Origin of the sequence: Rhizobium terrae, from assembly GCF_003425685.1 — a bacterium.
Lineage (GTDB): Bacteria > Pseudomonadota > Alphaproteobacteria > Rhizobiales > Rhizobiaceae > Neorhizobium > Neorhizobium terrae.
The window spans coordinates 49,786-71,083 of the sequence record NZ_QJKM01000015.1 but is presented as its reverse complement, the minus strand read 5'-3'; the positions used below and the strand labels follow the sequence as shown (position 1 = coordinate 71,083).

Genomic DNA, 21,298 nt, shown 5'->3' with positions numbered 1-21,298 from the left:
GACCTTGTGCTACCCCGCAAAAACTAACAGGTGCCCGTTAAGAAAACTTAACCAGTCCGGAGAAGCCGTGGATCAAAGCTGTATCACGACGACGCGGTCTAAAGCCCGCCCTGCCAGGTGCGGATCGCATCGACCGGCCAGATCAGCATCAGCACGTTGAGCGTCAGGTTGTCGCGGATGATATAACCCGTCAGCAGTTCGAAGAAGATGGCGATCGCCACCGTTAGCCATATCGGCAGCCTGGACCCGGCGAAGAACCCCAATGCCATGAACACCGTGTCCATCGCGGAATTGATGATGCTGTCGCCCGTATATCCGAGCGCCATGGTGGCGGTGCGGTACCGGTCGATGATGATCGGGGAATTTTCGAGGATTTCCCAGGCCGCCTCGATCAGCACCGCCAGCGACAGCCGCGCGGTGATCGGCGCGCGCCGCAGCACCAGCCAGCCGAGGCCATAGAACAGGAAGCCGTGGATGATGTGGGAAGGCGTATACCAGTCGGAAAGGTGCTGGGAATTGCCACCGGTGTTCACCCCGCCTTCCCAGAACTTCACATAGCCGCATTCGCAGATCGGAATGCGGCCCACCGCATAAAGAACGGCTATCTGCAGAAGGAAGAGGACGATTGCTGCGCCGAGCCAGCGCCGGATCGACGAACCGGACGGCGATAAATCCGCCGCGGTCACTTCTCGGCCTCGGCCGTTGGCTCCTGAAGCGTATGGCGCATGATCAGCGGCATCTGGGAAAGCGTGAAGGCGATGGTGATCGGCATCGTGCCCCAGACCTTGAAATTGACCCAGACGGCATCGGAAAAGTTCCGCCAGACCAGTTCGTTCAACACGGCGAGGAACAGGAAGAAGATGCCCCAGCGCAGCGTCAGCTTCTTCCAGCCCGCCTCGTCGAGCTGGAAGGCGGCATTGAAGACGTAACCGAGCAGCGACTTGCCGAACATCAGACCGACCAGGAGTGCCGTGCCGAACAGCGTATTGACGATGGTCGGCTTCATCTTGATGAAGGTCTCGTCCTGCAGCCAGATCGACAGCGAACCGAAGATCAGCACCACGACGCCGGAAACCATCGGCATGACCGGCAGGTGATGGAAAACGATCTTCGAGACGATCAGCGAGATGACGGTCGCCACCATGAAAAGCGCCGTCGCGACGAGCAACGGACCACCGATCGTCGACAGGACCGGAAACTGGGTAACCAGCCATTCACCCCTGAAATTGCCGAGGAAGAAAACGAGGAGCGGGCCGAGTTCCAGCGCCAGCTTCAGCATCGGATGCTGCTTTTCTTCCTTGGTCGGCGTGATGTCGCTTTCGATCGTCTGCATTAGTTCCAACTTTGAAGCCTGTTCCGGCGAAGCCAAATCGTCTTTCTGTGGCATCAATACGTCAAACCCGCAATGGCGCGCGCAAAATCCTGCGCTTCGAAGGGTTCCAGATCTTCCACGCCTTCGCCGACCCCGATGAAATAGACCGGCAGCTTGTGCTTGGCGGCGATGGCGACGAGGATGCCGCCCCGTGCCGTGCCGTCGAGCTTGGTCATGATCAGACCGCTGACGCCGGCTACGTTGCGGAAGATCTCCACCTGGCTCATAGCGTTCTGCCCGGTCGTGGCGTCAAGCGTCTGCAGCACGGTATGCGGCGCGTCGGGATCGAGCTTGCCGAGAACGCGGACGATCTTTTCGAGTTCCGCCATTAGTTCGGTGCGGTTCTGCAGCCGGCCGGCCGTATCGATGATCAGCACGTCGGATTTTTTGGCCCGCGCCTGTTCGTAGGCATCGTAGGCAAGGCCTGCCGCATCGGCGCCGAGCTTGGTGCCGATGAATTCCGAACCGGTGCGATCGGCCCAGATCTTCAACTGCTCGATCGCGGCGGCGCGAAAGGTGTCGCCGGCGGCGAGCATGACCTTGAGACCTGCACCGGAGAGTTTTGCAGCGAGCTTGCCGATCGTCGTCGTCTTGCCGGTGCCGTTGACGCCGACCACGAGGATGACATGCGGCTTGTGATTGAGATCCAGCGCCAGAGGCTTGGCGACCGGAGACAGAACCTTGGTGATCTCGCTCGCCATGATGCGCGAGACATCTTCGCCGGAAACATCCTTGCCGTAGCGCTCGGAGGAGAGCGCACCGGTGATGCGCATCGCGGTTTCGACGCCCAGATCGGCCTGGATCAGCAGGTCTTCGAGTTCCTCCAGCGTGTCCTCGTCCAGTTTGCGCTTGGTGAAAAGCGCGGTGATCTGGCCGGTAAGCTGCGACGACGTGCGGGCGAGACCGGCGCGCAGTCGCTGGAACCAGGTGAGTTTCGGCTGAGGGGCAATTGGGGCTGGTTCAGGTTCCGGGCGGGAGGTGGAGAAGCCTTTAGGGAGGGTTGGTTCGATACGAACCGCTTCATCCGAGGGGGATGTTTCGGCGGACGCAATGTCTTCTTCTTCAGCCTCTATTTCCGCCTGCAACAAGGACAGCGGCACCATGCCGATATCGGGCGCGGCTTCGACGCCGGAAAGAAACCCCGGCTCATCATCCTCGGCAGTCTCCAACCCTGAAGGCTCGGTGACAATCGCCGAAGCGACATCCGCTGAAGGGCCGCCCGCGGTTTCGATTTCGGTCGGCGCGACGGGATCGACCGGTGAGAGCGGTAGGTCTTCGTCGCGCGATTTCGGCTCCAGCTCCGCCTCAATGGCGGCGATGTCCTCGGGCCTGGCAGCCTCGGGCGCCGGCTCCTCGGCCGGTTTGCCGAAGGTGAAGACTCGTTTGATGAAGCCCAAAGCCATGAGAATTCCGTTCCGGTTACGCCGCCCGTGAAGAAGCAGGGGCCGGCGCCACCTGCATGTCCAGATGCCTGCCGTTATGGCCGGTAATGATAACGCGCTTGAGGTCGCGGGGTACAAGACCGGGCACCGCAACCAGCGAAAAGTTTTCCGTGTGCGCCATGCCGTTGTTTTCGATGATGACGGTCTGTTCGGTTCCGACCATGCGGTCGAGATGGGCGCGATTGAGAGCCTCGCCACGGCTGCGCAGCCTTGCCGCCCGGTCCTTCACCAACCCGCGATCGACCTGCGGCATGCGCGCCGCTGGCGTGCCGGGACGTGGGCTGAAGGGGAAGACATGCAGGAAGGAAATGCCCGCCTCCTCCGCCAGCGTCGCGGCGTTTTCGAACATCTCTTCCGTCTCGGTCGGGAAACCGGCGATCATATCGGCGCCGAAGGCGATCCCAGGACGCAGGCGGCGCGCCTGTTCGGTGAAGGCCAGCGCTTCGGCACGCGAATGGCGGCGCTTCATCCGCTTCAGGATCATGTCGTCGCCATGCTGCAGCGAGAGGTGCAGATGCGGCATGAAACGCGGCTCGTCGGCGATCAGCTCCCAGAGGTGCTTGTCCGCCTCGATGCTGTCGATCGAGGAAAGGCGCAGGCGCAGGATCTCCGGCACCTGCTTCAGCAGGGTCTTGGCGAGAAGCCCGAGCGAGGGTTGCCCCGGCAGATCGGCGCCATAGCTGGTGGCGTCGACGCCGGTCAGCACGATCTCGCGATAGCCGCCTTCCGTCAGCCGGCGGGCCTGATCGACCACCGCGCCCATCGGCACGGAGCGGGAATTGCCGCGGCCATAGGGGATGATGCAGAAGGTGCAGCGATGGTCGCAGCCGTTCTGCACCTGGATAAAGGCGCGCACATGGCCGTCGATGTGCTTTACCATCTGCGGTGCGGTCGCCCTCACGCTCATGATGTCGTTGACGCGGAGCTTCTCCTCCGCCGCAACGCCGAAATCCGGCAGAGTGCGATAGGACGTGCTTTTCAGCTTTTCCTCGTTGCCGAGCACCACGTCGACTTCCGCCATGTCAGCAAACGTCTTTTTTTCCGTTTGCGCCGCACAGCCGGTGACGATGATGCGCGCATGCGGATTTTCGCGCCGCGCCCGGCGGATGGCCTGGCGGGCCTGACGGACGGCCTCGCCGGTGACTGCGCAGGTATTGACGAGGATCGCGTTGTTGAGCCCGGCCTTTTCCGCCTCGGCCCGCATCACTTCCGATTCATAGGTATTGAGCCGACAGCCGAAGGTGATGACCTCGACGCCACTCAATTGACCCGAGCCCCCGGCTCGTTCTTGCGAGGAGACTTGGCCTCCGGCTCGTTCCTGCGGGGAGATTCGGCTTCAGGCGCTTCGTCGCACGTGAAGCTGCCGGTTTGCGGATCCACCTTGCCGGACCATTCCCATTCCGCCGGACCCGTCATGACGACGTGATCATCCTCGCGCCATTCTATGACGAGCGGCTGGCGGATCGGGCTGGAGGCGACGTCGATCGTCACTCTGCGGCCGGTACGCCCGGTGCGGGCGGCGGAAACGGCAGAGGCACAGGCGGCAGAACCGCAGGCGAGCGTCAGACCGGCACCCCGTTCCCACGTGCGGGTGCGCAGCGACGAAGTGGATATGACCTGAGCCAGGGTGATATTGGCCTTTTCCGGAAACATCGGATGATTTTCGAGAAGCGGCCCGAAACGTTCGAGATCGTACTCCATCGGATCGCGGTCGACCCAGAACACCGCATGCGGATTGCCCATCGACATGGCCGAGGGCGAATGCAGGATCGGTGCGTCGATCGGGCCGATCTGCAGTTCGATGCGGCTCGTGTCGAAGAACTCTTCCGCCAGCGGAATCCTGTCCCAGGCAAAGACCGGCCTGCCCATATCGACGGAAATCGTGCCGTCGGCATGTTCCTCGGCATTCAGGATGCCGGCGACCGTCTGGAAGGTGAAGGTCTTGCGGCCGGTCTCGGCGGCGAGCGCCTGGACCACGCAGCGCATGCCGTTGCCGCAGGCCTGCGCCTTCGAACCGTCGGAATTCAGAATGTCGATCCAGGCATCCGTGCCTTCCGCCCTGGGGTCGTGGATCGCCATGATCTGGTCGAACCGGGTGGCCGGCTCGGCATTCAGCGCGACCGCGGCCTGAGGCGCCACCTGGCCGGTTCGTTTGCGCATGTCGACGACCAGGATCTTGTTGCCAAGCCCGTTCATCCGCGCGAATTCGACCAGTTCTGCCATGACACCGATTCCATGTGGGCCACAGGCCCGTTTCCTGACCGTATATGGCGGAAATGCGGGGGAATTACCAGTGGCAGGCATGCCGAGACTTCCGTTACGGTGAACCATAACGGCTGACGGAGAGCCCACACGAATGCGGAACCTCAAATGATTTAATATGTGGCTCCGCATTCGCGTGGCCTTCGGCGTCTTGTCAGGACTTCCGGTCCCTACAGGTGGTCACCTCGCCTCGCTGCGTAGCCTTCTCAGACCACTTGCACGGCTCAACCGAACCCGGCCCGGCGGCCAGGGGGAGGCTTGATAGGGAAAGATGTCTTGCGACCCCTCTCCCATAGCTTTCACCTCTTCCACCTTCCCCGCACGTTACGGTTCCGATGAAAGCGCCGGCCCCCGCCTGCCCGCGAACGTCTCGCGAAACACTCCGGCGACGGAAGCGGGACAATGATAGGCGCGGGAGAGGGGGCGGGGATGACAGATGACGTAAGTCATTGAAGATGTTCGAAAGGCACCGCTATTTGTCCCCGGTTGAAATGCAGGAACCGGCACTGAAAGCTGTCTCGTGTCCTCCTCTGCCCGGCAGTGCAGAGGGATTTAGCAGGCGGCACGGCTTCCCCTGATCTCCATCCGGCGGAAGCGAACAAGCCGCCTAAGCGAACATCTCTTCCACCAGCGCATGAACGCGGCGAAAGGCGGATTTGGCGCCTTCCGCGATCTCGGCTTCATCCGCTCCGGAAAAGTCGAGTGCGTTGAAGGCCGCAACGAAGCTACGCCAGTGAAGGCCGCGGCCGGCCGGATGCGGGGCGAGATGCCTGGCTCCGAACTCCTCCGACAGGCCGAGCCTCGCCGCCTCCTTGAGCAGGAAGGCCGCACCGAGGTTCGAACCTTCCGCGACATAGAGCCAGCCGAGCGCGGCCGGGATCGGCTGCAGTTCCGCCTCAACCCTGGCCACGGCAGGCATGACGCCCCGGATATCCGCAATATCCTGGCGAAGTGCCGCAAGCCGCGCCCGGTCTGCGAGGTCGGGCAGCAGCCGGTTCAGCCGCGGATCGTTGTAGAGCGGATCCACATCCGCATGAAAATGGTGCTGGACGTCGAGGAAGAGGGCATAACGATCGCGGCTGGCGAACGGATCGGCCGCCATGATGCGCTTGTCGAGGCGCTCATGGGTGGTGTCGGTAAGCGCCTTGAGGCGCTGGATCCGGGTCGGCGCTTCGGCGGTCTTCAGTTCCATCTGCATGTCTTCTCGTCCCCGACCCTTTAGAACTTGGCGGTCAGCATCGCTCTAATGGTCCGTCCCGGTGCGGGGTTCCAGCCATCCAGCGCGTCGATGTAATAGCGATCGGTCAGGTTTTCCGCCTGCAGATCGAATGTCAGGTTATCTGTTATCTTATAGGTGGCAAAGGCGTCCACCGTCGTATAGGGCACCCACATGCCGGTATATTGGCGGGCGCTCGGCGTAACCGGCGACAGGCGCTCGCCCGCCTGGGTGACGCGGATGCCCGCAGACAGCCTGTCGTCGAAGAGGCGCGTACCGATCGTCAGCCGCTTCATGATCTCCGGCGGCATGTGGTTGGCCGCATAATCCATGTCCACGGTCGTGTCGGAGCATGTCGAGGACGTACGGCAGAAGGCATAATCCGTGTAATAGGTAAGCGAACCTTCGACGAAGAACATGCCCATGTCATAGGCAGCGGAGACCTCCACGCCGGAGAAGCGTGCCTTTTCCAGATTGTCGAAGGTAAAGACCGGCATTCCCGGAACCGGGACGGCCGGCACGCGGGAAATGTAATCCGTGTAGTTGTTGTTGAAATAGGAAAGCTTCAGCCGGGCGGAGTCGCTGTCGGTGATCAATCCATCCCTGCTCAGGTTGACGCCGATCTCCCAGTTCTTCGCCACTTCCGCCTTGAGATAGGGGTTGGGCGTGACGTTGCCGTCATTGCCCATGGTTTCGCGCATGGTCGGCGGCCGCATGCCTTCCGCATAAAGCGCATAGAACTGCAGCCCGTCGATCGGTTCGATGGTGGTGCTGATCGAGGGATTGAGACGTCCGCCGTCTCTCTCACGAACGCCGGTCGTCGAGGTTATGCCGTCGTCCTCGAGACGGTAGTGATCGTAGCGCAATCCGGCATTGAAGGTCAGCCAGTCGGTCGCCTCCCATTCGCCGGCGGCAAACAGGCTGGAGATTTCGCGGCTGCCGATGCTGGGGTTCATCAATACGCCACGGTCGGTGATGTAGCCGCGGCTGAGATAGGGCCGGGAATCGATGTCCTCGATGAGGTAGGAGGCGCCGTAATTGACGCTGACATTGCCATAGTCCGTGTCAAACTTGCTGGTATTGGAAATGTCGCCGCCCCAGGTGTGGGTCATCGCATATCGCGGATCGTCGCCCGGCGGACGGGTGGTCGGGGTGATGAACGGCGGCAGGTAGAAAGCAAGGCCGGTCGAGATATTCGTCTGGTCGACGATGCTCATCCAGGCATTGACCTTGAGGTCGGTCAAGTCGTCCGGGTTGTAGCGGTAACGGGCCGTGAACGTGTCGGTCACCACGCTCGAAAGCTTCGCCTGGCGGAACGTTTCGTCCTGGGTGAAAAGAAGGGAGGGAAGCGCCTCGCCGAAGGTGCTTTCATAACGCACATAACCGAGTTCGAGGCTCTGGGCATCGTCGAAATAGAGCGTGCCCTTGGCGAGGAACGAGGTCGATTCAGCCGACGTGTTGAAGACCTCCTCGCCCGGCTTGGTGTAGGACAGAAGGTAGTCGCGGTTGTTGAACCGGTAGGTGGTCGGACCTTTTTCGCCGGCGAAATAATTGCCGCGATACCGGCGGGCCGCGGCGATCACGAAATCGAAATTGTCCTGCACCGTGGCGAGAGCCACCGAACCGTTACCGTTCCTGAAATCGAAGAACCCGGCCGGATCGGTCTGCTGGACCTGGGAATTGATAGAAAAATCCGAGGTCGTATTGTCCTGCGCGCCGATCCGGAGGCGGCCGCCATACTGCTTGCCGTCCTCGACAATATCCTTGGCGTTCAGCGTGCGGATGCCGACGACCCCGCCATTGACGCCGGCGCCGGCCGCACCGCCGGAGGGGCCCTTGCTGATCGACACGCCGCCGATCAGGTCCGGATCGATATAGGTCTTGTCGTCGACGCCGGCATACCCGCGCCAGGTCGTGGTCGTCTGTTGCGTGCCGTCGATCGCCACGCGCACGCGGTTCTGGCCCTGCAGGCCGCGGATGTTGACATTGACCGAGCCGCCGTTGTGGCTGTTGGCGGAGATCACGCCCGGCGTGTTCTTGAAGATGTCTCCGGCGCTCGAACCGCGAAACCGCTCGATTTCCTCCCGAGAAATATAGTCGGTCGAGCCGGGCGTCTCGTAAGGCTGATCGGCGGCGGCGCCGGAACCGCCGTCGCGCAGCACGATCGGCTGGAGCGTCGTATCGGCATCCTCTCCGACAGCCGACGTGGCCGAGGCGGCGCCTGCATCGAGGGTGACGGTATTGCCGCTGATCCGGTAGGAAATGCCGGTGCCGGCCAGAAGCCGCGCGAGCGCGTCCGCCGGGCTGAGCGCGCCCGTCGCGCCGGCCGTGGTCTTTCCGGTGGTGATCTCACTGCGATAGACGAGGCGCAGATCCGTCTGCCGGCCGAGCGAAAGCAGCGCGGTCTCAAGCGGTCCGGCGGGAATGGAGATCGCAGCCGCCCGCGACTGGACGGCCGTCGGCTGCTGTGCCACCGCCGGCGCCATGCCGGCCAGCAACGATACGCCGGCAAGCGCCATCCGCAGATGCCGCGACAAAACCGGCCCCGCCAACCTCATTTCGACCAAACTCATCCAGACCCCCTGCACTCGCGATCATGCCGCCCTCATTGCGGCCCCTGATGCCTATGAGCGAGGGAAGGCCCATCCTCCTGACGTCGATTTCGGAAAAAGATGATCGGCGGGATCATGTTTTTGAAAGGGACGTCCGGTCAGCGCCCGCGAACGATCGTCAGCCAGCCGCCGAGGCGGGTCACCTGGATCGGCAGGTTCTGCTGCAGGGCGTCGAGCGCCTGATCGACATTGCCTGAATCGAAGACCGCGCTGACCCGGAGCGCGGAAACCTTGTCGTCGAGCACGAGGATGCGGCCGTTCCGGTAGCGGCCGAGTTCGGCCACCACGTCGCCAAGCCGGCGACCGGAGAAGACCAGCTTGCCGCTTCGCCAACTCGTCAGGCTGGCGACATCGCCGGTATGGGTCAGGAGCATGCCGTTATCGTCGAGTTCGGCCATTCCCCCCGCATCCAGCACCGTACGCTGCTGGCCGGCCGTGACCGCGACATGCCCCTCCTGGACCATGACCTCATCCCGTTTTCCAATCTTGACGGCATAATGGGTACCAAGCGCGATCGCCTGGGTCTCATCGCCGCTGACCACGAAGGGCTTTGCCGCATTGGGCGCGACGTCGAAAAAAGCCTCGCCTCGCAGAAGAACGATGCGTCGCTCGGCAACACCGTATTTCACCTGAATGGCGCTGTCGGTATTGAGCGTCACCACCGACCCGTCGTCGAGATCGACGCGCCGGACGACGCCGACCGGCGTATAGAAATCCGCGCGATACCGGTCGACCAGACCGACCTCGTTGGCGATGGCGCCAAGACAGCCCATCAGAAGCAGGGCAGCGATGCCGCTTCCGACAGAACGGCGACGACGCGGCGCGACCGATTTCGGCACCTGCGCGAGATCGCCCCAAAGGCCGCTCATCTCCGCAAACGCGGCGGCATGCGCCGGGCTGTGGGCTTTCCATTCCTCGAAATGCCGCCGGTCCTCGGCTGTCGCGTCCCGCGAACTCAAGCGCGCGACCCAACCCGCCGCCTCTTCGGCGACGGCGTCTTCGCGCGCCTTATCTGAGACATTAGTCATTTGAAATTCCCCCGCCTGGAGGCAATGACGCAAGGCGGGCCTGACGGCAAGCCATCAGGGCCCGGATGATATGTTTTTCAACCATATTCCGGGAAATTCCGAGCTTTTCGGCGATTTCACCGTTGGAAAGCCCTTCGAGGCGGCTCAGCACGAAAACAACCCGACATTTCGGCGGCAGCGCGCTGATCGTCTCGATCAGCAACCCCAGCTGCTGGCGCGCGGCAACCATCCGTTCCGGGCTCGGCGCATCGTCGGGGACCTGCGTCTGGTCGATCTCCTCGGTGAACAGGGCGCTGTCGCGCATCAGCCGGGCGGTGATGCCATGCGCCACCGATTTCGCGATCTGGAAAAGATAGGCGTGCGGATTGCGAAGATCTTCCCTGGGCGAAGCCGTAAGCAGCCGCAGGAAAGTTTCCTGTGTCGCGTCCGCGGCATCCTCCCTGTTGCGCAGCCGCCGAAGAAAGAACCGCTGCAGCTTCCCCTCCTCGGTCTGCTGCAGCTGTTCGACTAGGCTGATGTCCAAATCCGTATTCCCGAGGTTCAAAGACGCCTGACCACCATGGCCGCGCTTAGCGCCCGGGGAAATTCGATTCAACATCAATGATTTGGAACCGCTCAAAGGAAAACGGACAAAGATGATTTAAATACTCATCATTTAATGTGAAATCAGGATGTTGCATGCGAACCCGACGGCGCCGACGCCGCCGGGTTTCTTGCCGATCCGGCAAGGCCTGTTGCATTCCCGCAACGGTTCGAGCACTCAGGCCGTGACCGCGGGCACTTCGAAGGCTTCGCCCGGTCGCATCGGCCTGAAGCGTTCGCGAGGAAGCTCTCGCGTATCAAGGGCCGCGTGCAATGCCTTGACGGGCTCTTCGATCCCCTCGTCGGTCAGTTTGAACGTACCCCAGTGATGGCCGGCGACGAAGGCGGCGTCGCAGAGCAGCATGCCTTCCACCGCCTCTTCGGGATTCTGGTGCTGCCCCACCATGAACCAGCGCGGCTCATAGGCGCCGAACGGCAGATTGGCGAGGCGGAAGCCGCCATGTTTCTCTTTTGCCGCCCGGTAGTTGATGCCCTGGTGAAAGCCGGTGTCACCGACATGGTAGATCCTGCCGGCCGGCGTCTCGATCACGAAGGCCGCCCAGAGCGCCATGCGCCTGTCGCCCATGCCGCGCGCCGACCAGTGATGACAGGGTTCGCAATGGAACAGGACGCCCGGCGCGATCTCCTCGCGCCCGCCCCAGTCCATGACGGTGATCCTCGCATCCGGCACGCGCGAACGGATGATCGCATCATTGCCGAGGGGGGTGACGAAATGCGGCTTGTCGCGGCCCTGCAACACCCACAGGGTTTCGAGGTCGAGATGGTCGTAGTGATTGTGGGTGACGATGACGAAATCGATCGGCGGCAGGTCGCCCATGCGGATGCCGGGCGCATTGACCCGCTTCGGACCGATGAAGGAAAACGGGCTCGTCCGCTCGCTCCAGACCGGATCCGTGAGGATATTGAGGCCGGCGACCTGGATCAGCATCGAAGCGTGGCCGATCATGGTGACCACGAGCCTTCCCTCGAAAACGCGCGTTTCCGGCACGGCCTGCGGGAACGGGCTGGCAAAGCTTTCCGGCCAGGCGACGTTCTTGCCGTTGAGTTTCCAGCGCAGGAGATCGAACCCGCCGCGCGGGTCGATGCCGCCTGGATTGAAGAAGATCGTCCCGTCGAAATGATCGGAAACGGGGCCGGAATAATACGTGTTGCCAGCCATGGCTCCCCTCGCGGCGACCCCGCCCAACAGGGCGGCAATCGCTCCGATACCGGTCCATTTGAGAAATCTGCGACGGTTCATGCTGCCTCGATGTCCGTCCGGGAGAAGTCGTCACCGATGAACAAGAGCTTGGACTTTAGCGTCTTGGCGGCGGCATAGGCAAAACAATCACCGAAATTCAAGCGAGCCGGATGGCCGACAAAGCGGCCGTAAGTCTGCGCAGCCTCGAGAGCCGTGTGGTACAGGCCATTCGGCATGTCTATTTCGCTAGCGCCGATGCTGCGCAGGAACATCTCCACGTCGCTTTGCGCCTCGGCGATCATTACCGGCGGAGTAGGCCGCTGATCACCGTAAACGCTGACTGCAGCTTTGCGAGCAAGGGCTATCACAGCCTCAAATATCGTCACCGAAGAAAACGTAATTGATCCGCGATAGTTGTCGATCTTATCGATCAGGACATCCGCCCCCTCTTCCTGGGTCAGGATGGCAACAACGGCTGATGCGTCAAGAAACATCGATCATTCTTCCCACATCTCGTCCATGTAAGCCTTTTGATCGAATTTGTATGCATAAGGCCCCATCCGGGCTGCAACGCGATCTTGGATCGCCTTGACCCGTTCCCGCAACGACACGCCCTCCTCCGCCCGCCTCAACTCATTCTCCAGCGCCAGGCGCACGGCCTCGGTCTTGGTCTTGGTGCCAAGCCGGCGCATAACCTCGATGGCAAGTTCATCGACTTTGTGATCGCGTATATAAAGAGACATTGTTGCAACCAATGCGTTGGAGCGTGCTGAATATTCAATATAAGCCCATTGAATATTCACACAAGAGCTGAATATTCAACATTCGGTTGACTTTTCCGCCCGTTTCCTGTTTAAGCCCGCCAATCTGCTGACAAGTCACGACTTGAAGCCGCCGACCGGGGCCGAATTGACCGAGCCCGGAGGTCAACATCCGACAGCGCGTTGCGCCCTCGGGTGCTTTTTGGTTTTGCCCGCTCCTGGGCGTCTTGTTTTCGTCGCAGAAAGACCCGACGTTTCGGGCATTCCGAAACGTGGAAAAGGAAGAAACGATGTTCGAAAGCCTCCAGGACCGTCTTGGCTCCATCTTGAGTGGACTGACCGGCCGCGGCGCATTGAGCGAGGCGGATGTAACCGCTGCTCTGCGCGAGGTTCGCCGTGCGCTGCTCGAAGCGGACGTCGCGTTGGAAGTCGTTCGCTCCTTCACCGACCGGGTGCGCGAAAAAGCCGTCGGCGCCGAAGTCCTGAAGTCCATCAAACCCGGCCAGATGGTCGTCAAGATCGTCCATGACGAGCTGGTCGAGATGCTCGGCTCGGAAGGTGTAGGCATCGACCTGCGCGCCGCGGCCCCCGTCGTCATCATGATGGTCGGTCTGCAGGGGTCGGGCAAGACGACCACGACCGGCAAGATCGCCAAGCGGCTGACCGAGCGCGAGAGGAAGAAGGTGCTGATGGCGTCGCTCGACACGCGCCGCCCGGCAGCCCAGGAACAGCTTCGCCAGCTTGGGCAGCAGACCGGTGTCGACACGCTGCCGATCATCGCCGGCCAGTCGCCGACCGATATCGCCGCACGCGCCGTGCAGGCCGCCAAGCTCGGTGGCCATGACGTCGTCATCCTTGACACCGCCGGCCGTACCCATATCGACGAGCCGCTGATGCAGGAAATGGCGGAGATCAAGCGGAAGTCCAATCCGCATGAAATCCTGCTCGTCGCCGATAGCCTAACCGGCCAGGACGCCGTCAACCTCGCCCGCAATTTCGACGAGCGCGTCGGCATTACCGGCCTCGTCTTGACCCGCATGGACGGCGATGGCCGCGGCGGTGCCGCGCTTTCGATGCGCGCCGTCACCGGCAAGCCGATCAAGCTGATCGGCGTCGGCGAAAAGATGACCGAGATGGAGGAATTCCATCCCCGCCGCATCGCCGACCGCATCCTCGGCATGGGCGACATCGTTTCGCTGGTCGAGAAGGCCGCGGAAAATATCGACGCCGAAAAGGCGCGCGCCATGGCCGAGAAAATGGCCAAGGGCAAGTTCGATCTCAACGATCTCGCCGAACAGCTGAAGCAGATGAAATCGCTCGGCGGAATGGGCGGCATCATGGGCATGATGCCGGGCATGGCCGGCATGAAGGACAAGCTTGCCGCCTCCGGCATGAACGACAAGATGTTCGACCGCCAGATCGCCATCATCCAATCGATGACCAGGGCCGAGCGCGCCAATCCGGACATCCTGAAGCACAGCCGCAAGAAGCGCATTGCCGCCGGCTCCGGCACGGACGCCGCGGAAATCAACAAGCTTCTGAAAATGCACCGCCAGATGGCCGACATGATGAAAATGATGGGCGGCAAGGGCAAGGGCGGCATGATGAAGCAGATGATGGGCGGCCTTGCCTCCAAGATGGGGCTTGGCGGCCTTGGGGGTGGCATGGGCGGAATGGGCGGCATGCCGGATCTTTCCAAGCTCGACCCCAAGCAGCTTGAGGCATTGCAGAAACAGGCGGAAGCCGCCGGCATCAAGCCGGGTTCGATGCCGGGTCTTCCGGGCGGTGGAATGGGGGGCTTGCCGGGCCTGGGCGGCGCAAAGCTTCCCGGCCTCGGTGGTGGCTTCCCGGGTCTTCCCGGCCTGCCCAAGAAGAAGTGAGGGAGGAAGTTCGTGGTTGATCCCGAAGTGAAGGCCAGGCTTTCGAGCTACCGCCAGTCGATCGACAACATCGATGCGGCGCTCGTGCACATGCTGGCGGAGCGTTTCCGCTGCACCAAGGAAGTGGGCGTCCTCAAAGCCCAGTACGATTTGCCGCCGGCCGACCCGGCGCGCGAGGAATACCAGATCGAGCGCCTTCGCCGCCTGGCGAAGGAAGCGCATTTGGACCCGGATTTCGCCGAGAAGTTCCTGAACTTCGTCATCAAGGAAGTCATCCGGCATCATGAAGCCATCGCCGCCGAACACGGCGGTACCAAGCAAACCGCGTAACCAAACCAAAACGAATGAACCCGCCTGAAGGCGGCTTCTATCAGAACCCGGACCGCCGGACGGCGGCCCAGAAACCTCAAGGAGTAAATGCAATGTCCCTGAAGATTCGTCTCGCCCGCGGCGGCTCCAAGAAGCGTCCGTATTACACGATCGTCGTTGCCGACGCCCGCTCCCCGCGCGATGGCCGCTTCCTCGAAAAGCTCGGCTCGTGGAACCCGATGCTCGCCAAGGACGACGCCAAGCGCGTCGAGCTGAACGCCGAGCGCATCCAGGAATGGATCGCCAAGGGTGCCCAGCCGACCGACCGCGTCCTGCGCTTCCTTTCCGAGGCCGGCCTTGCCCAGCGCGACGCAAAGAACAATCCGGAAAAGGCAAAGCCGGGCAAGAAGGCTGAAGAGCGCGCCAAGGAACGCGCCCAGAAGGCCGCCGACGCAGCCGCTGCCGCAGAATAATCCCTGCAGCATGAAATTCGACGGGCGGCGCGGCGACGTGCTGCCCGTTTTGCTGTTTGCTTTTGTGCGCACAAAGCTTAAATGAGCCCGTTGTAACGAGATCCCGACTATGGCCAAGCTCGAAAACCCAGTTCTGATGGCGACCGTCGGTGCCGCACAGGGCCTCAGGGGCGAAGTGCGCGTAAAATCCTACACCGCCGATCCGACGGCGCTCGGCGATTACGGCAACCTGCATAGCGAGGATGGCCGGATCTTCGAGGTTCTCGAAATCCGCGAGGCGAGAAACGTCGTCGTCGTCCGCTTCCGCGGCATCAACGACCGCAACGCCGCAGAAGCGCTGACGGGACTAGACCTCTTCATCGAACGGGAAAACCTGCCCGACGAGGAACTGGAAGACGACGAGTTCTATTACGCCGATCTCGAAGGCCTCGAGGCTGTCGATCGGGACGGCAAGAGTTACGGCACCGTCAGTGCCGTCTACGACTTCGGCGCGGGCGACCTGCTGGAACTGAAAGGTCCTGGCCGCCGCCCGGCGCTGATTCCCTTTTCCGAAGCCGCCGTCCTGGAAATCGATCTTGAAGCCGGCAGAATGCTGATCGACCCCGATGCGGCCGGCCTCACGGAAAATCCCGAGGATGACGGGCCGGCCCCGAACTTTCCCAAGAAGGGCAAGTAGGCGCGATGAGTTTTCGCGCCACGATCCTGACCCTTTACCCGGAAATGTTTCCGGGGCATCTTGCCTATTCGCTGGCTGGCAAGGCGCTGGAGCGCGGCCAGTGGTCGCTCGAACCGGTACAGATTCGCGATTTTGCGGAGGACAGGCACCGCACGGTGGACGACACGCCGGCCGGTGGTGGCGCCGGCATGGTGCTGAAACCGGATATCCTCGCCAAGGCGATCGATCATGTTTCCGAGGGGGACGACCGCCCGCGCCTCTTGATGAGCCCGCGCGGAAGGCCATTAACGCAGGAAAGGGTGCGGAAGATTGCGGCCAGCGAGGGCGTGATCATTGTCTGCGGCCGGTTCGAGGGCGTCGATCAAAGGGTGATAGACGCACGCAATCTCGAAGAGGTTTCGATCGGCGACTACGTGCTGTCGGGAGGAGAACCTGCAGCGCTGACGTTGCTCGATGCCATCGTGCGCATCCTGCCGGGCGTCATGGGAAATGCGCTGTCCGGCACCCACGAGAGCTTTGAGAACGGCCTTCTGGAACACCCTCAATATACGCGGCCTCAGGTCTTCGAGGGCCGTGAAATTCCGGCGGTGCTGACGTCCGGCAACCACGCTGCGATCGAGAAATGGCGGCTGGAGGAGGCGTGGAAATTAACGACCGAACGTCGGCCCGATCTGGTGGCCGGTAAGGCAAAATAACCCCTCACGGGGCCGGTTCGTCGGCTGCGCCGACCATTCCTCACCCCGTCACGAAATAATAGATCGTCAATCCGATACCGACGGCGACGACGCACCAGCGCAAGACGGCCTGCGAGACGCGCCGTGCCATCCAGACCCCGGCGTAACCGCCGAGTGCACCGGCGGGAATCATCACGAGTGCTTCCGGCCATGCGATGACCCCGCCTCCGACGAAGACCACGATGGCGACGGCGGCGATCAATACCGCCAGCATATTCTTCAGCGCGTTCAGATGATGATAGCTGCCGCCGGTCGTGATGCCGAGGACAGCCAGCATCATGATGCCCATGCCGGCGCCGAAGAAACCGCCATAGATCGACGTCAGGAATTGGCCGATGATGCAGGCGGGCGAGTTGGCCGGCTGTTCCGCCGAAGCCTTTGGTTTGAGCCACGGGCCGGCGGCGAAGACGGCCGTCGCGGCAGCCAGCAGCCAGGGCACGATTTCACGGAAAGAGGGGTTATCGAGCGACAGGAGCAGGAAGGATCCCGCAAACGCGCCGACGACGGATATGATGGCGAGTATCAGGGCACTGCGCCAGCGGTGCGATATCTCGTCCCAATAGGCTATGGTCGAGGTGATATAGCCCGGAAACTGCACGATCGAGGAGGTCGCATTGGCGGAAATCGGCGGCACCCCGGCAAGGGTCATGGCCCCGAAGGTCAGGAAGGTTCCGCCGCCGGCGATCGCATTCACCGCGCCGGACAGAAAACCCGCCACGGCGAGCAGTATGATCATTGTGATTGTCATCGATGTTCCTCATCCCGTAGTCCCACATAAACGGAGAGGTGCCGGGCGGCAAGCCGGCGGCATTTCCGTCACAAATTCGCAATCAACGGGATGACAAACAGGACTCTTTCGTGTATTGGCCCAGCCGGAAATGGGAAAACTCCCGTCGACCAGCAACAAAGGATGGCGAATCCGCTCTGCCTGACGGCAAATTCCGAGGCGTGACCAAGGAATATTTATCGAGCGCTCTGGCTGTTTCAGAAGAACCAAAGGTTTGAGACGATGAACATCATACAGCAGCTTGAGGCCGAACAGGCCGCCAAGATCGCCGCCAAGCGCACGCTTCCCGAATTCTCGCCGGGCGACACCGTCCGCGTCAACGTGAAGGTTACGGAAGGCAACCGTACCCGCGTGCAGGCCTATGAAGGCGTCTGCATCGCCCGTTCCGGCGGCGGCCTCAACGAGAGCTTCACGGTCCGCAAGATCTCGTACGGCGAAGGCGTCGAGCGCGTATTCCCGGTCTATTCCCCGATGGTCGAAAGCGTCGAAGTCGTTCGCCGCGGCAAGGTCCGTCGCGCCAAGCTCTACTACCTGCGCGATCTGCGCGGCAAGTCGGCTCGTATCGTCGAGAACACCGGCACCCGCGCCCGCAAGCTGAACGATGCCGAGCGTCAGGCCGTTGCCGACGAAAAGGCACGTATCGAAGCCGAGAAGGTTGCAGCAGCCCAGGCTCTCGCCGCCGAGAAGGCCGCAGCGGAAGCCGCCGAAGCAAAGGCAGCGGCAGAAGCTGCCGAAGCCGCCAAGGCTGCCGAAGCTTCCGCAGAATAAGCTTCGAAACATCATTTTTGAAAAAGGCGGCCTTCGAGCCGCCTTTTTTATTGCCTGCTTCGATCGGTGTACCGTCAGGCCGGAGCCGCCGGTCGCGATGCCATCATCCGGCCGACGACGATCACCAGCACGCCGGCAATCGCGAGGCAGACCGCCAGGAAGGCCATCGGAAGAAGATTGCTGCCGGTTGCGTCATGAATCCAGGGCACCACGTTCTGGGCTATGAAGCCGCCGAGATTGCCGACCGAATTGATTGCCGCGATGCCGGCCGCCGCACCCGCCCCTTTCAGGAAACGCGACGGGAGGCTCCAGAAGACCGGTTGGCCGGCGAAGATGCCGGCAGCGGCGATGCAGAGGAAAACGAACTGCAGGGTCGGCGACGGAACCACGACCGACAATGCCAGGCAGATGGCCCCGATGAAGGCCGGGCCGACGATATAGGGCGTCTTGTTCTTCACCTTGTCGGCGGCGGCCGGCACCAGCCACAGCGCCGCGGCCACCACGATCCAGGGAACGATGTTGATGAAGCCGTTCGCCGTATTCGATACGCCGAAACCTTTGACGATCGTGGGTAGCCAGTAGCTGAGGCCATAGGCGGCCAGCGGGAAGCCGATATAGCAGAGCGCCATCACCAGAACACGCGGATTGACGAGCGCTTTGAAGCCGTTGTCGGAATGCTCGCTCATGCCGGATTTTTCCCGGGCAAGCCGGTCGTGCAGCCACTTCTTTTCCTCATCCGAGAGAAATTTGGCCTTTTCGGGCGTATCGTCCAGATAAAAGAGGGTTACGATGCCGGCCAGGACAGCCGGAACGCCGGTGGCGATGAAAACCCATTCCCAGCCGGCAAGCCCGAGAAGGCCGTCGAGATCGAGCAGCATGCCGCCGAGGGGGGCGCCGACCGCGTTTGCCAGCGCACTGAAGATCATGAACAGGCCGACCATGCGGCCGCGATAATCCTCCGGGAACCACAGGGTCAGCAAGTAGAGGACACCCGGGAAGAAGCCGGCCTCGCAAACACCGAGCAGGAAGCGCAGGATATAGAACATCGTCGCATTCTGCGTATAGGCGAGCGCGACGGTGACGATGCCCCAGGACACCATGATGCGTGCGAACCAGCGGCTCGCCCCGAAGCGATTGAGGAAAAGATTGCTCGGCACCTCGAAGAGGAAATAGCCGACGAAGAACAGTGAAGCACCAAGACCATAGGCATATTCGCTCATGCCGAGATCCGCCACCATGTCGAGCTTGGCGAAGCTGACATTCTGCCGGTCGATATAAGCGATGAGATAAAGAAAGCCGAGAAACGGCATCAGCCGCCAGGTGATCTTGGAGATCAATTGCTGTTCGGAAACCATGGACATATCCTCCCGGCCGGTCGAGGCTGTTGAAACACTTGGAACTTTTGTTCCCATTTAAGGCCGCATGAACCGCTTTGTTCCAGCGCGCATGAAAGTTGATGCCGTTCCTCTCAATTTCGCCGCTTGTCATTCGGGCCGGTTTCGTGAGAGTCGATGCGATCCTCATCTTACGGAGTGTTCCGATGTTTTTCCGCCGCACCGTTCTCGCCGGCCTTGCCGCATTCGTTCTTGCCCCCACCGCCGGCCTCGCCGTCGACCTCCCGAACCTTGCTGGCCGCAAGGTCGTCGTCGTGACGGAAAATGCCTATCCGCCGCTGCAATTCGTCGATCCGAAGAGCGGCCAGGCGATCGGCTGGGAATACGATGCGATGAACGAGATCGCCAAGCGGCTGAATTTCAAGGTCGAGTACCAGAATACCAGCTGGGACGCGATGATCCAGGCCGTATCCGACGGCCAGTACGACATCGGCATGACCGGCATCACCATCAAGGACGACCGCAAGGAAAAGGTCGATTTCTCAGATCCCTACATGCGCTCGCAGCAACTGATGCTGGTGCGCGGCGACGAGAAACGCTTCACGGACGCGAAAAGCTTCGCGGCCCTGGAGAAAGGCCTGATCGGCGCGCAGCCGGGAACGAGCCCGTTCTACACCGCCGTATACGAAATCCTCGACGGCAACGAACAGAACCCGCGCATCAAGCTTTTTGAAACCTTCGGCGCAACAGTGCAGGCACTGAAGGCCGGCGACGTCGACCTGGTGCTGACCGACAGCACCGCCGGCGAAGGTTATGTAAAGGCCTCCGGCGGGTCGCTGAAAATCGTCGGCGACCCCATGGGCACCGAGGACTTCGGCTTCATCTTCAAGAAGGGTTCCGATCTCGTCGAGCCGGTGAATGCCGCCATCTCCGCCCTGAAGACCGACGGCACGCTCGATGCACTGAACAAGAAGTGGTTCCTCGACTACAAGATGGGCCAATAAGGCATGGCGCCTCTGCGCCGCAAAACGTCCGAGCCACAGGATTTTCCCTGGTGGTTCGTCGCCTTCGGGACGCTTTGCATCGGGCTGGCGGTGGTCATCGCGGTCAACGATCTCTACACCCAGGTCTTCACCGTCGTCGTCAAGGGTATCGGCATCACCATCGGCGTGACGCTCGGCGCGTTCACGCTGGCGACGGCGCTCGGCCTCGCCATCGCGCTTGCCGGACTGTCGAACAATATCGTGCTCCGGCAGGTCGCACGCTTCTATGTGGAGCTGATCCGCGGCATCCCGATCCTCGTCCTGCTGTTCTACATCGCCTTCGTCGGCGCGCCGGCCTTCGTGGCGCTGTGGAACTGGACGCTCTCGCCGCTGATCGACAGGGGCTGGCTGGAGACGCTGCTGGTGCGGGACGTCTCGCTGCTCTGGCGTGCGGTGATCGCGCTGATGATCGGTTATGCGGCCTTCATCGCCGAAATTTTTCGTGCCGGGTTCCAGTCGGTCGACATCGGCCAGGTCGAAGCAGCGAAGACACTCGGCTTTACTCGCTTCCAGCGTTTCCGGCTGATCGTCTTCCCTCAGGCGATGCGGGTGATCTTTCCACCGCTTTCGAACGACTTCGTCTCGATGGTGAAGGACTCATCGCTCGTTTCGGTGCTCGGGGTCGCCGATATCACGCAGATGGCCAAGGTCTATGCGGCCGGTTCCTTTCGTTTCTTCGAGACCTATTCGATCGTCACCTATATGTACCTCATCCTGACGATCAGCCTGTCGCTGGCGCTGCGCGGCATCGAGAGGCGATTACGCAGGCGGACGGAACGGTAGCCGGGGCCACTGGCCGCCGCCGCCATCCAGGGCGC

Annotated in this window: 22 protein-coding genes; 8 read left to right on the top strand and 14 right to left on the bottom strand. The window is 61.9% G+C overall.

The window, feature by feature from the left end; genetic code table 11:
• Nucleotides 1-98: 98 nt before the first annotated feature.
• From DMO26_RS25080 to DMO26_RS25025, 12 genes are all read right to left on the bottom strand, one after another.
• Entirely contained in the window at nt 99-650 is a 552-nt protein-coding gene (locus DMO26_RS25080) for a DUF2585 domain-containing protein (protein WP_226951422.1), read from the bottom strand.
• Between the two features lie 32 nt (nt 651-682).
• Entirely contained in the window at nt 683-1,333 is a 651-nt protein-coding gene (locus DMO26_RS25075; RefSeq protein WP_117194937.1) for a septation protein A, read from the bottom strand.
• 53 nt (nt 1,334-1,386) lie between these two features.
• The gene (ftsY, locus tag DMO26_RS25070) at nt 1,387-2,775 is read right to left on the bottom strand and encodes a signal recognition particle-docking protein FtsY (RefSeq protein WP_117194935.1); all 1,389 of its coding nucleotides are present in this window, start codon (nt 2,773-2,775) and stop codon (nt 1,387-1,389) included.
• Between the two features lie 16 nt (nt 2,776-2,791).
• Nucleotides 2,792-4,078: a tRNA (N(6)-L-threonylcarbamoyladenosine(37)-C(2))-methylthiotransferase MtaB gene (gene mtaB, locus DMO26_RS25065; RefSeq protein WP_117194933.1), complete on the bottom strand. Its 1,287-nt coding sequence runs from the start codon at nt 4,076-4,078 to the stop codon at nt 2,792-2,794.
• A complete protein-coding gene (gene dapF / locus DMO26_RS25060; protein ID WP_117194932.1) occupies nt 4,075-5,037 on the bottom strand; it encodes a diaminopimelate epimerase in 963 nt (320 codons plus the stop codon). The genes mtaB and dapF overlap by 4 nt, the downstream gene beginning before the upstream one ends.
• A gap of 646 nt (nt 5,038-5,683) precedes the next feature.
• Nucleotides 5,684-6,268 (bottom strand): biliverdin-producing heme oxygenase, encoded by a 585-nt coding sequence (locus DMO26_RS25055; RefSeq protein WP_319025412.1) that lies wholly within the window; start codon nt 6,266-6,268, stop codon nt 5,684-5,686.
• Nucleotides 6,269-6,294: 26 nt separating this feature from the next.
• Nucleotides 6,295-8,865: a TonB-dependent receptor domain-containing protein gene (locus tag DMO26_RS25050; protein WP_117194929.1), complete on the bottom strand. Its 2,571-nt coding sequence runs from the start codon at nt 8,863-8,865 to the stop codon at nt 6,295-6,297.
• 137 nt (nt 8,866-9,002) lie between these two features.
• Nucleotides 9,003-9,932, bottom strand: a complete 930-nt coding sequence (locus tag DMO26_RS25045) for a FecR family protein (protein WP_117194927.1) — start codon at nt 9,930-9,932, stop codon at nt 9,003-9,005.
• Nucleotides 9,925-10,455, bottom strand: a complete 531-nt coding sequence (locus DMO26_RS25040) for an RNA polymerase sigma factor (protein ID WP_226951421.1) — start codon at nt 10,453-10,455, stop codon at nt 9,925-9,927. The genes DMO26_RS25045 and DMO26_RS25040 overlap by 8 nt, the downstream gene beginning before the upstream one ends.
• Nucleotides 10,456-10,692: 237 nt before the next feature.
• A complete protein-coding gene (locus tag DMO26_RS25035; protein WP_117194923.1) occupies nt 10,693-11,775 on the bottom strand; it encodes an MBL fold metallo-hydrolase in 1,083 nt (360 codons plus the stop codon).
• Nucleotides 11,772-12,209 carry a type II toxin-antitoxin system VapC family toxin gene (locus DMO26_RS25030; protein WP_117194921.1) on the bottom strand — a complete coding sequence of 146 codons (438 nt, stop codon included), beginning with the start codon at nt 12,207-12,209 and terminating at the stop codon, nt 11,772-11,774. The genes DMO26_RS25035 and DMO26_RS25030 overlap by 4 nt, the downstream gene beginning before the upstream one ends.
• 3 nt (nt 12,210-12,212) lie before the next feature.
• Nucleotides 12,213-12,518, bottom strand: coding sequence for a type II toxin-antitoxin system VapB family antitoxin (locus DMO26_RS25025; protein ID WP_319025411.1), 306 nt, complete (start codon nt 12,516-12,518; stop codon nt 12,213-12,215).
• A gap of 248 nt (nt 12,519-12,766) precedes the next feature.
• On the opposite strand from DMO26_RS25025, the gene ffh reads away from it, so the two are divergent.
• The 5 genes from ffh (at nt 12,767) to trmD (ending at nt 16,509) form a co-directional block, all read left to right on the top strand.
• A complete protein-coding gene (gene ffh, locus DMO26_RS25020; protein WP_117194917.1) occupies nt 12,767-14,356 on the top strand; it encodes a signal recognition particle protein in 1,590 nt (529 codons plus the stop codon).
• 12 nt (nt 14,357-14,368) lie between these two features.
• Nucleotides 14,369-14,686, top strand: a complete 318-nt coding sequence (locus DMO26_RS25015) for a chorismate mutase (protein WP_117194915.1) — start codon at nt 14,369-14,371, stop codon at nt 14,684-14,686.
• Nucleotides 14,687-14,778: 92 nt separating this feature from the next.
• On the top strand, nt 14,779-15,138 hold the full coding sequence (gene rpsP / locus DMO26_RS25010; RefSeq protein WP_117194913.1) for a 30S ribosomal protein S16: 360 nt from the start codon (nt 14,779-14,781) through the stop codon (nt 15,136-15,138).
• Between the two features lie 109 nt (nt 15,139-15,247).
• The gene (rimM, locus tag DMO26_RS25005) at nt 15,248-15,814 is read left to right on the top strand and encodes a ribosome maturation factor RimM (protein ID WP_117194911.1); all 567 of its coding nucleotides are present in this window, start codon (nt 15,248-15,250) and stop codon (nt 15,812-15,814) included.
• A 5-nt stretch (nt 15,815-15,819) separates the two neighbouring features.
• Entirely contained in the window at nt 15,820-16,509 is a 690-nt protein-coding gene (gene trmD / locus DMO26_RS25000; RefSeq protein WP_117194909.1) for a tRNA (guanosine(37)-N1)-methyltransferase TrmD, read from the top strand.
• Nucleotides 16,510-16,549: 40 nt separating this feature from the next.
• Here the strand turns inward: trmD and DMO26_RS24995 are convergent, their stop codons facing one another.
• Nucleotides 16,550-17,296 carry a sulfite exporter TauE/SafE family protein gene (locus DMO26_RS24995; protein WP_117194907.1) on the bottom strand — a complete coding sequence of 249 codons (747 nt, stop codon included), beginning with the start codon at nt 17,294-17,296 and terminating at the stop codon, nt 16,550-16,552.
• A 261-nt stretch (nt 17,297-17,557) separates the two neighbouring features.
• Here DMO26_RS24995 and rplS point away from each other — a divergent pair, with 261 nt between their 5' ends.
• Nucleotides 17,558-18,103 (top strand): 50S ribosomal protein L19, encoded by a 546-nt coding sequence (gene rplS / locus DMO26_RS24990; RefSeq protein ID WP_117194906.1) that lies wholly within the window; start codon nt 17,558-17,560, stop codon nt 18,101-18,103.
• Between the two features lie 74 nt (nt 18,104-18,177).
• On the opposite strand, the gene DMO26_RS24985 is transcribed toward rplS, so the two are convergent.
• Nucleotides 18,178-19,458, bottom strand: a complete 1,281-nt coding sequence (locus tag DMO26_RS24985; protein ID WP_117194905.1) for an MFS transporter — start codon at nt 19,456-19,458, stop codon at nt 18,178-18,180.
• 185 nt (nt 19,459-19,643) lie between these two features.
• Here DMO26_RS24985 and DMO26_RS24980 point away from each other — a divergent pair, with 185 nt between their 5' ends.
• Together DMO26_RS24980 and DMO26_RS24975 are read left to right on the top strand one after the other, a co-directional pair.
• Nucleotides 19,644-20,441: a basic amino acid ABC transporter substrate-binding protein gene (locus DMO26_RS24980; protein WP_117195137.1), complete on the top strand. Its 798-nt coding sequence runs from the start codon at nt 19,644-19,646 to the stop codon at nt 20,439-20,441.
• A 3-nt stretch (nt 20,442-20,444) separates the two neighbouring features.
• A complete protein-coding gene (locus DMO26_RS24975; RefSeq protein WP_117194903.1) occupies nt 20,445-21,263 on the top strand; it encodes an amino acid ABC transporter permease in 819 nt (272 codons plus the stop codon).
• Nucleotides 21,264-21,298 lie beyond the last annotated feature (35 nt).

Coding starts and splice junctions, on each gene's coding strand:
- ffh (WP_117194917.1), top strand. CDS start 12,767: ATGTTCGAAAGCCTCCAGGACCGTCTTGGCTCCATCTTGAGTGGACTG.
- DMO26_RS24985 (WP_117194905.1), bottom strand. CDS start 19,458: ATGGTTTCCGAACAGCAATTGATCTCCAAGATCACCTGGCGGCTGATG.
- ftsY (WP_117194935.1), bottom strand. CDS start 2,775: ATGGCTTTGGGCTTCATCAAACGAGTCTTCACCTTCGGCAAACCGGCC.
- DMO26_RS24975 (WP_117194903.1), top strand. CDS start 20,445: ATGGCGCCTCTGCGCCGCAAAACGTCCGAGCCACAGGATTTTCCCTGG.
- dapF (WP_117194932.1), bottom strand. CDS start 5,037: ATGGCAGAACTGGTCGAATTCGCGCGGATGAACGGGCTTGGCAACAAG.
- trmD (WP_117194909.1), top strand. CDS start 15,820: ATGAGTTTTCGCGCCACGATCCTGACCCTTTACCCGGAAATGTTTCCG.
- rpsP (WP_117194913.1), top strand. CDS start 14,779: ATGTCCCTGAAGATTCGTCTCGCCCGCGGCGGCTCCAAGAAGCGTCCG.
- DMO26_RS25050 (WP_117194929.1), bottom strand. CDS start 8,865: ATGAGTTTGGTCGAAATGAGGTTGGCGGGGCCGGTTTTGTCGCGGCAT.
- DMO26_RS25035 (WP_117194923.1), bottom strand. CDS start 11,775: ATGAACCGTCGCAGATTTCTCAAATGGACCGGTATCGGAGCGATTGCC.
- rplS (WP_117194906.1), top strand. CDS start 17,558: ATGAACATCATACAGCAGCTTGAGGCCGAACAGGCCGCCAAGATCGCC.
- DMO26_RS25055 (WP_319025412.1), bottom strand. CDS start 6,268: ATGGAACTGAAGACCGCCGAAGCGCCGACCCGGATCCAGCGCCTCAAG.
- DMO26_RS24980 (WP_117195137.1), top strand. CDS start 19,644: ATGTTTTTCCGCCGCACCGTTCTCGCCGGCCTTGCCGCATTCGTTCTT.
- DMO26_RS25075 (WP_117194937.1), bottom strand. CDS start 1,333: ATGCAGACGATCGAAAGCGACATCACGCCGACCAAGGAAGAAAAGCAG.
- DMO26_RS25030 (WP_117194921.1), bottom strand. CDS start 12,209: ATGTTTCTTGACGCATCAGCCGTTGTTGCCATCCTGACCCAGGAAGAG.
- DMO26_RS24995 (WP_117194907.1), bottom strand. CDS start 17,296: ATGACAATCACAATGATCATACTGCTCGCCGTGGCGGGTTTTCTGTCC.
- rimM (WP_117194911.1), top strand. CDS start 15,248: ATGGCCAAGCTCGAAAACCCAGTTCTGATGGCGACCGTCGGTGCCGCA.
- DMO26_RS25045 (WP_117194927.1), bottom strand. CDS start 9,932: ATGACTAATGTCTCAGATAAGGCGCGCGAAGACGCCGTCGCCGAAGAG.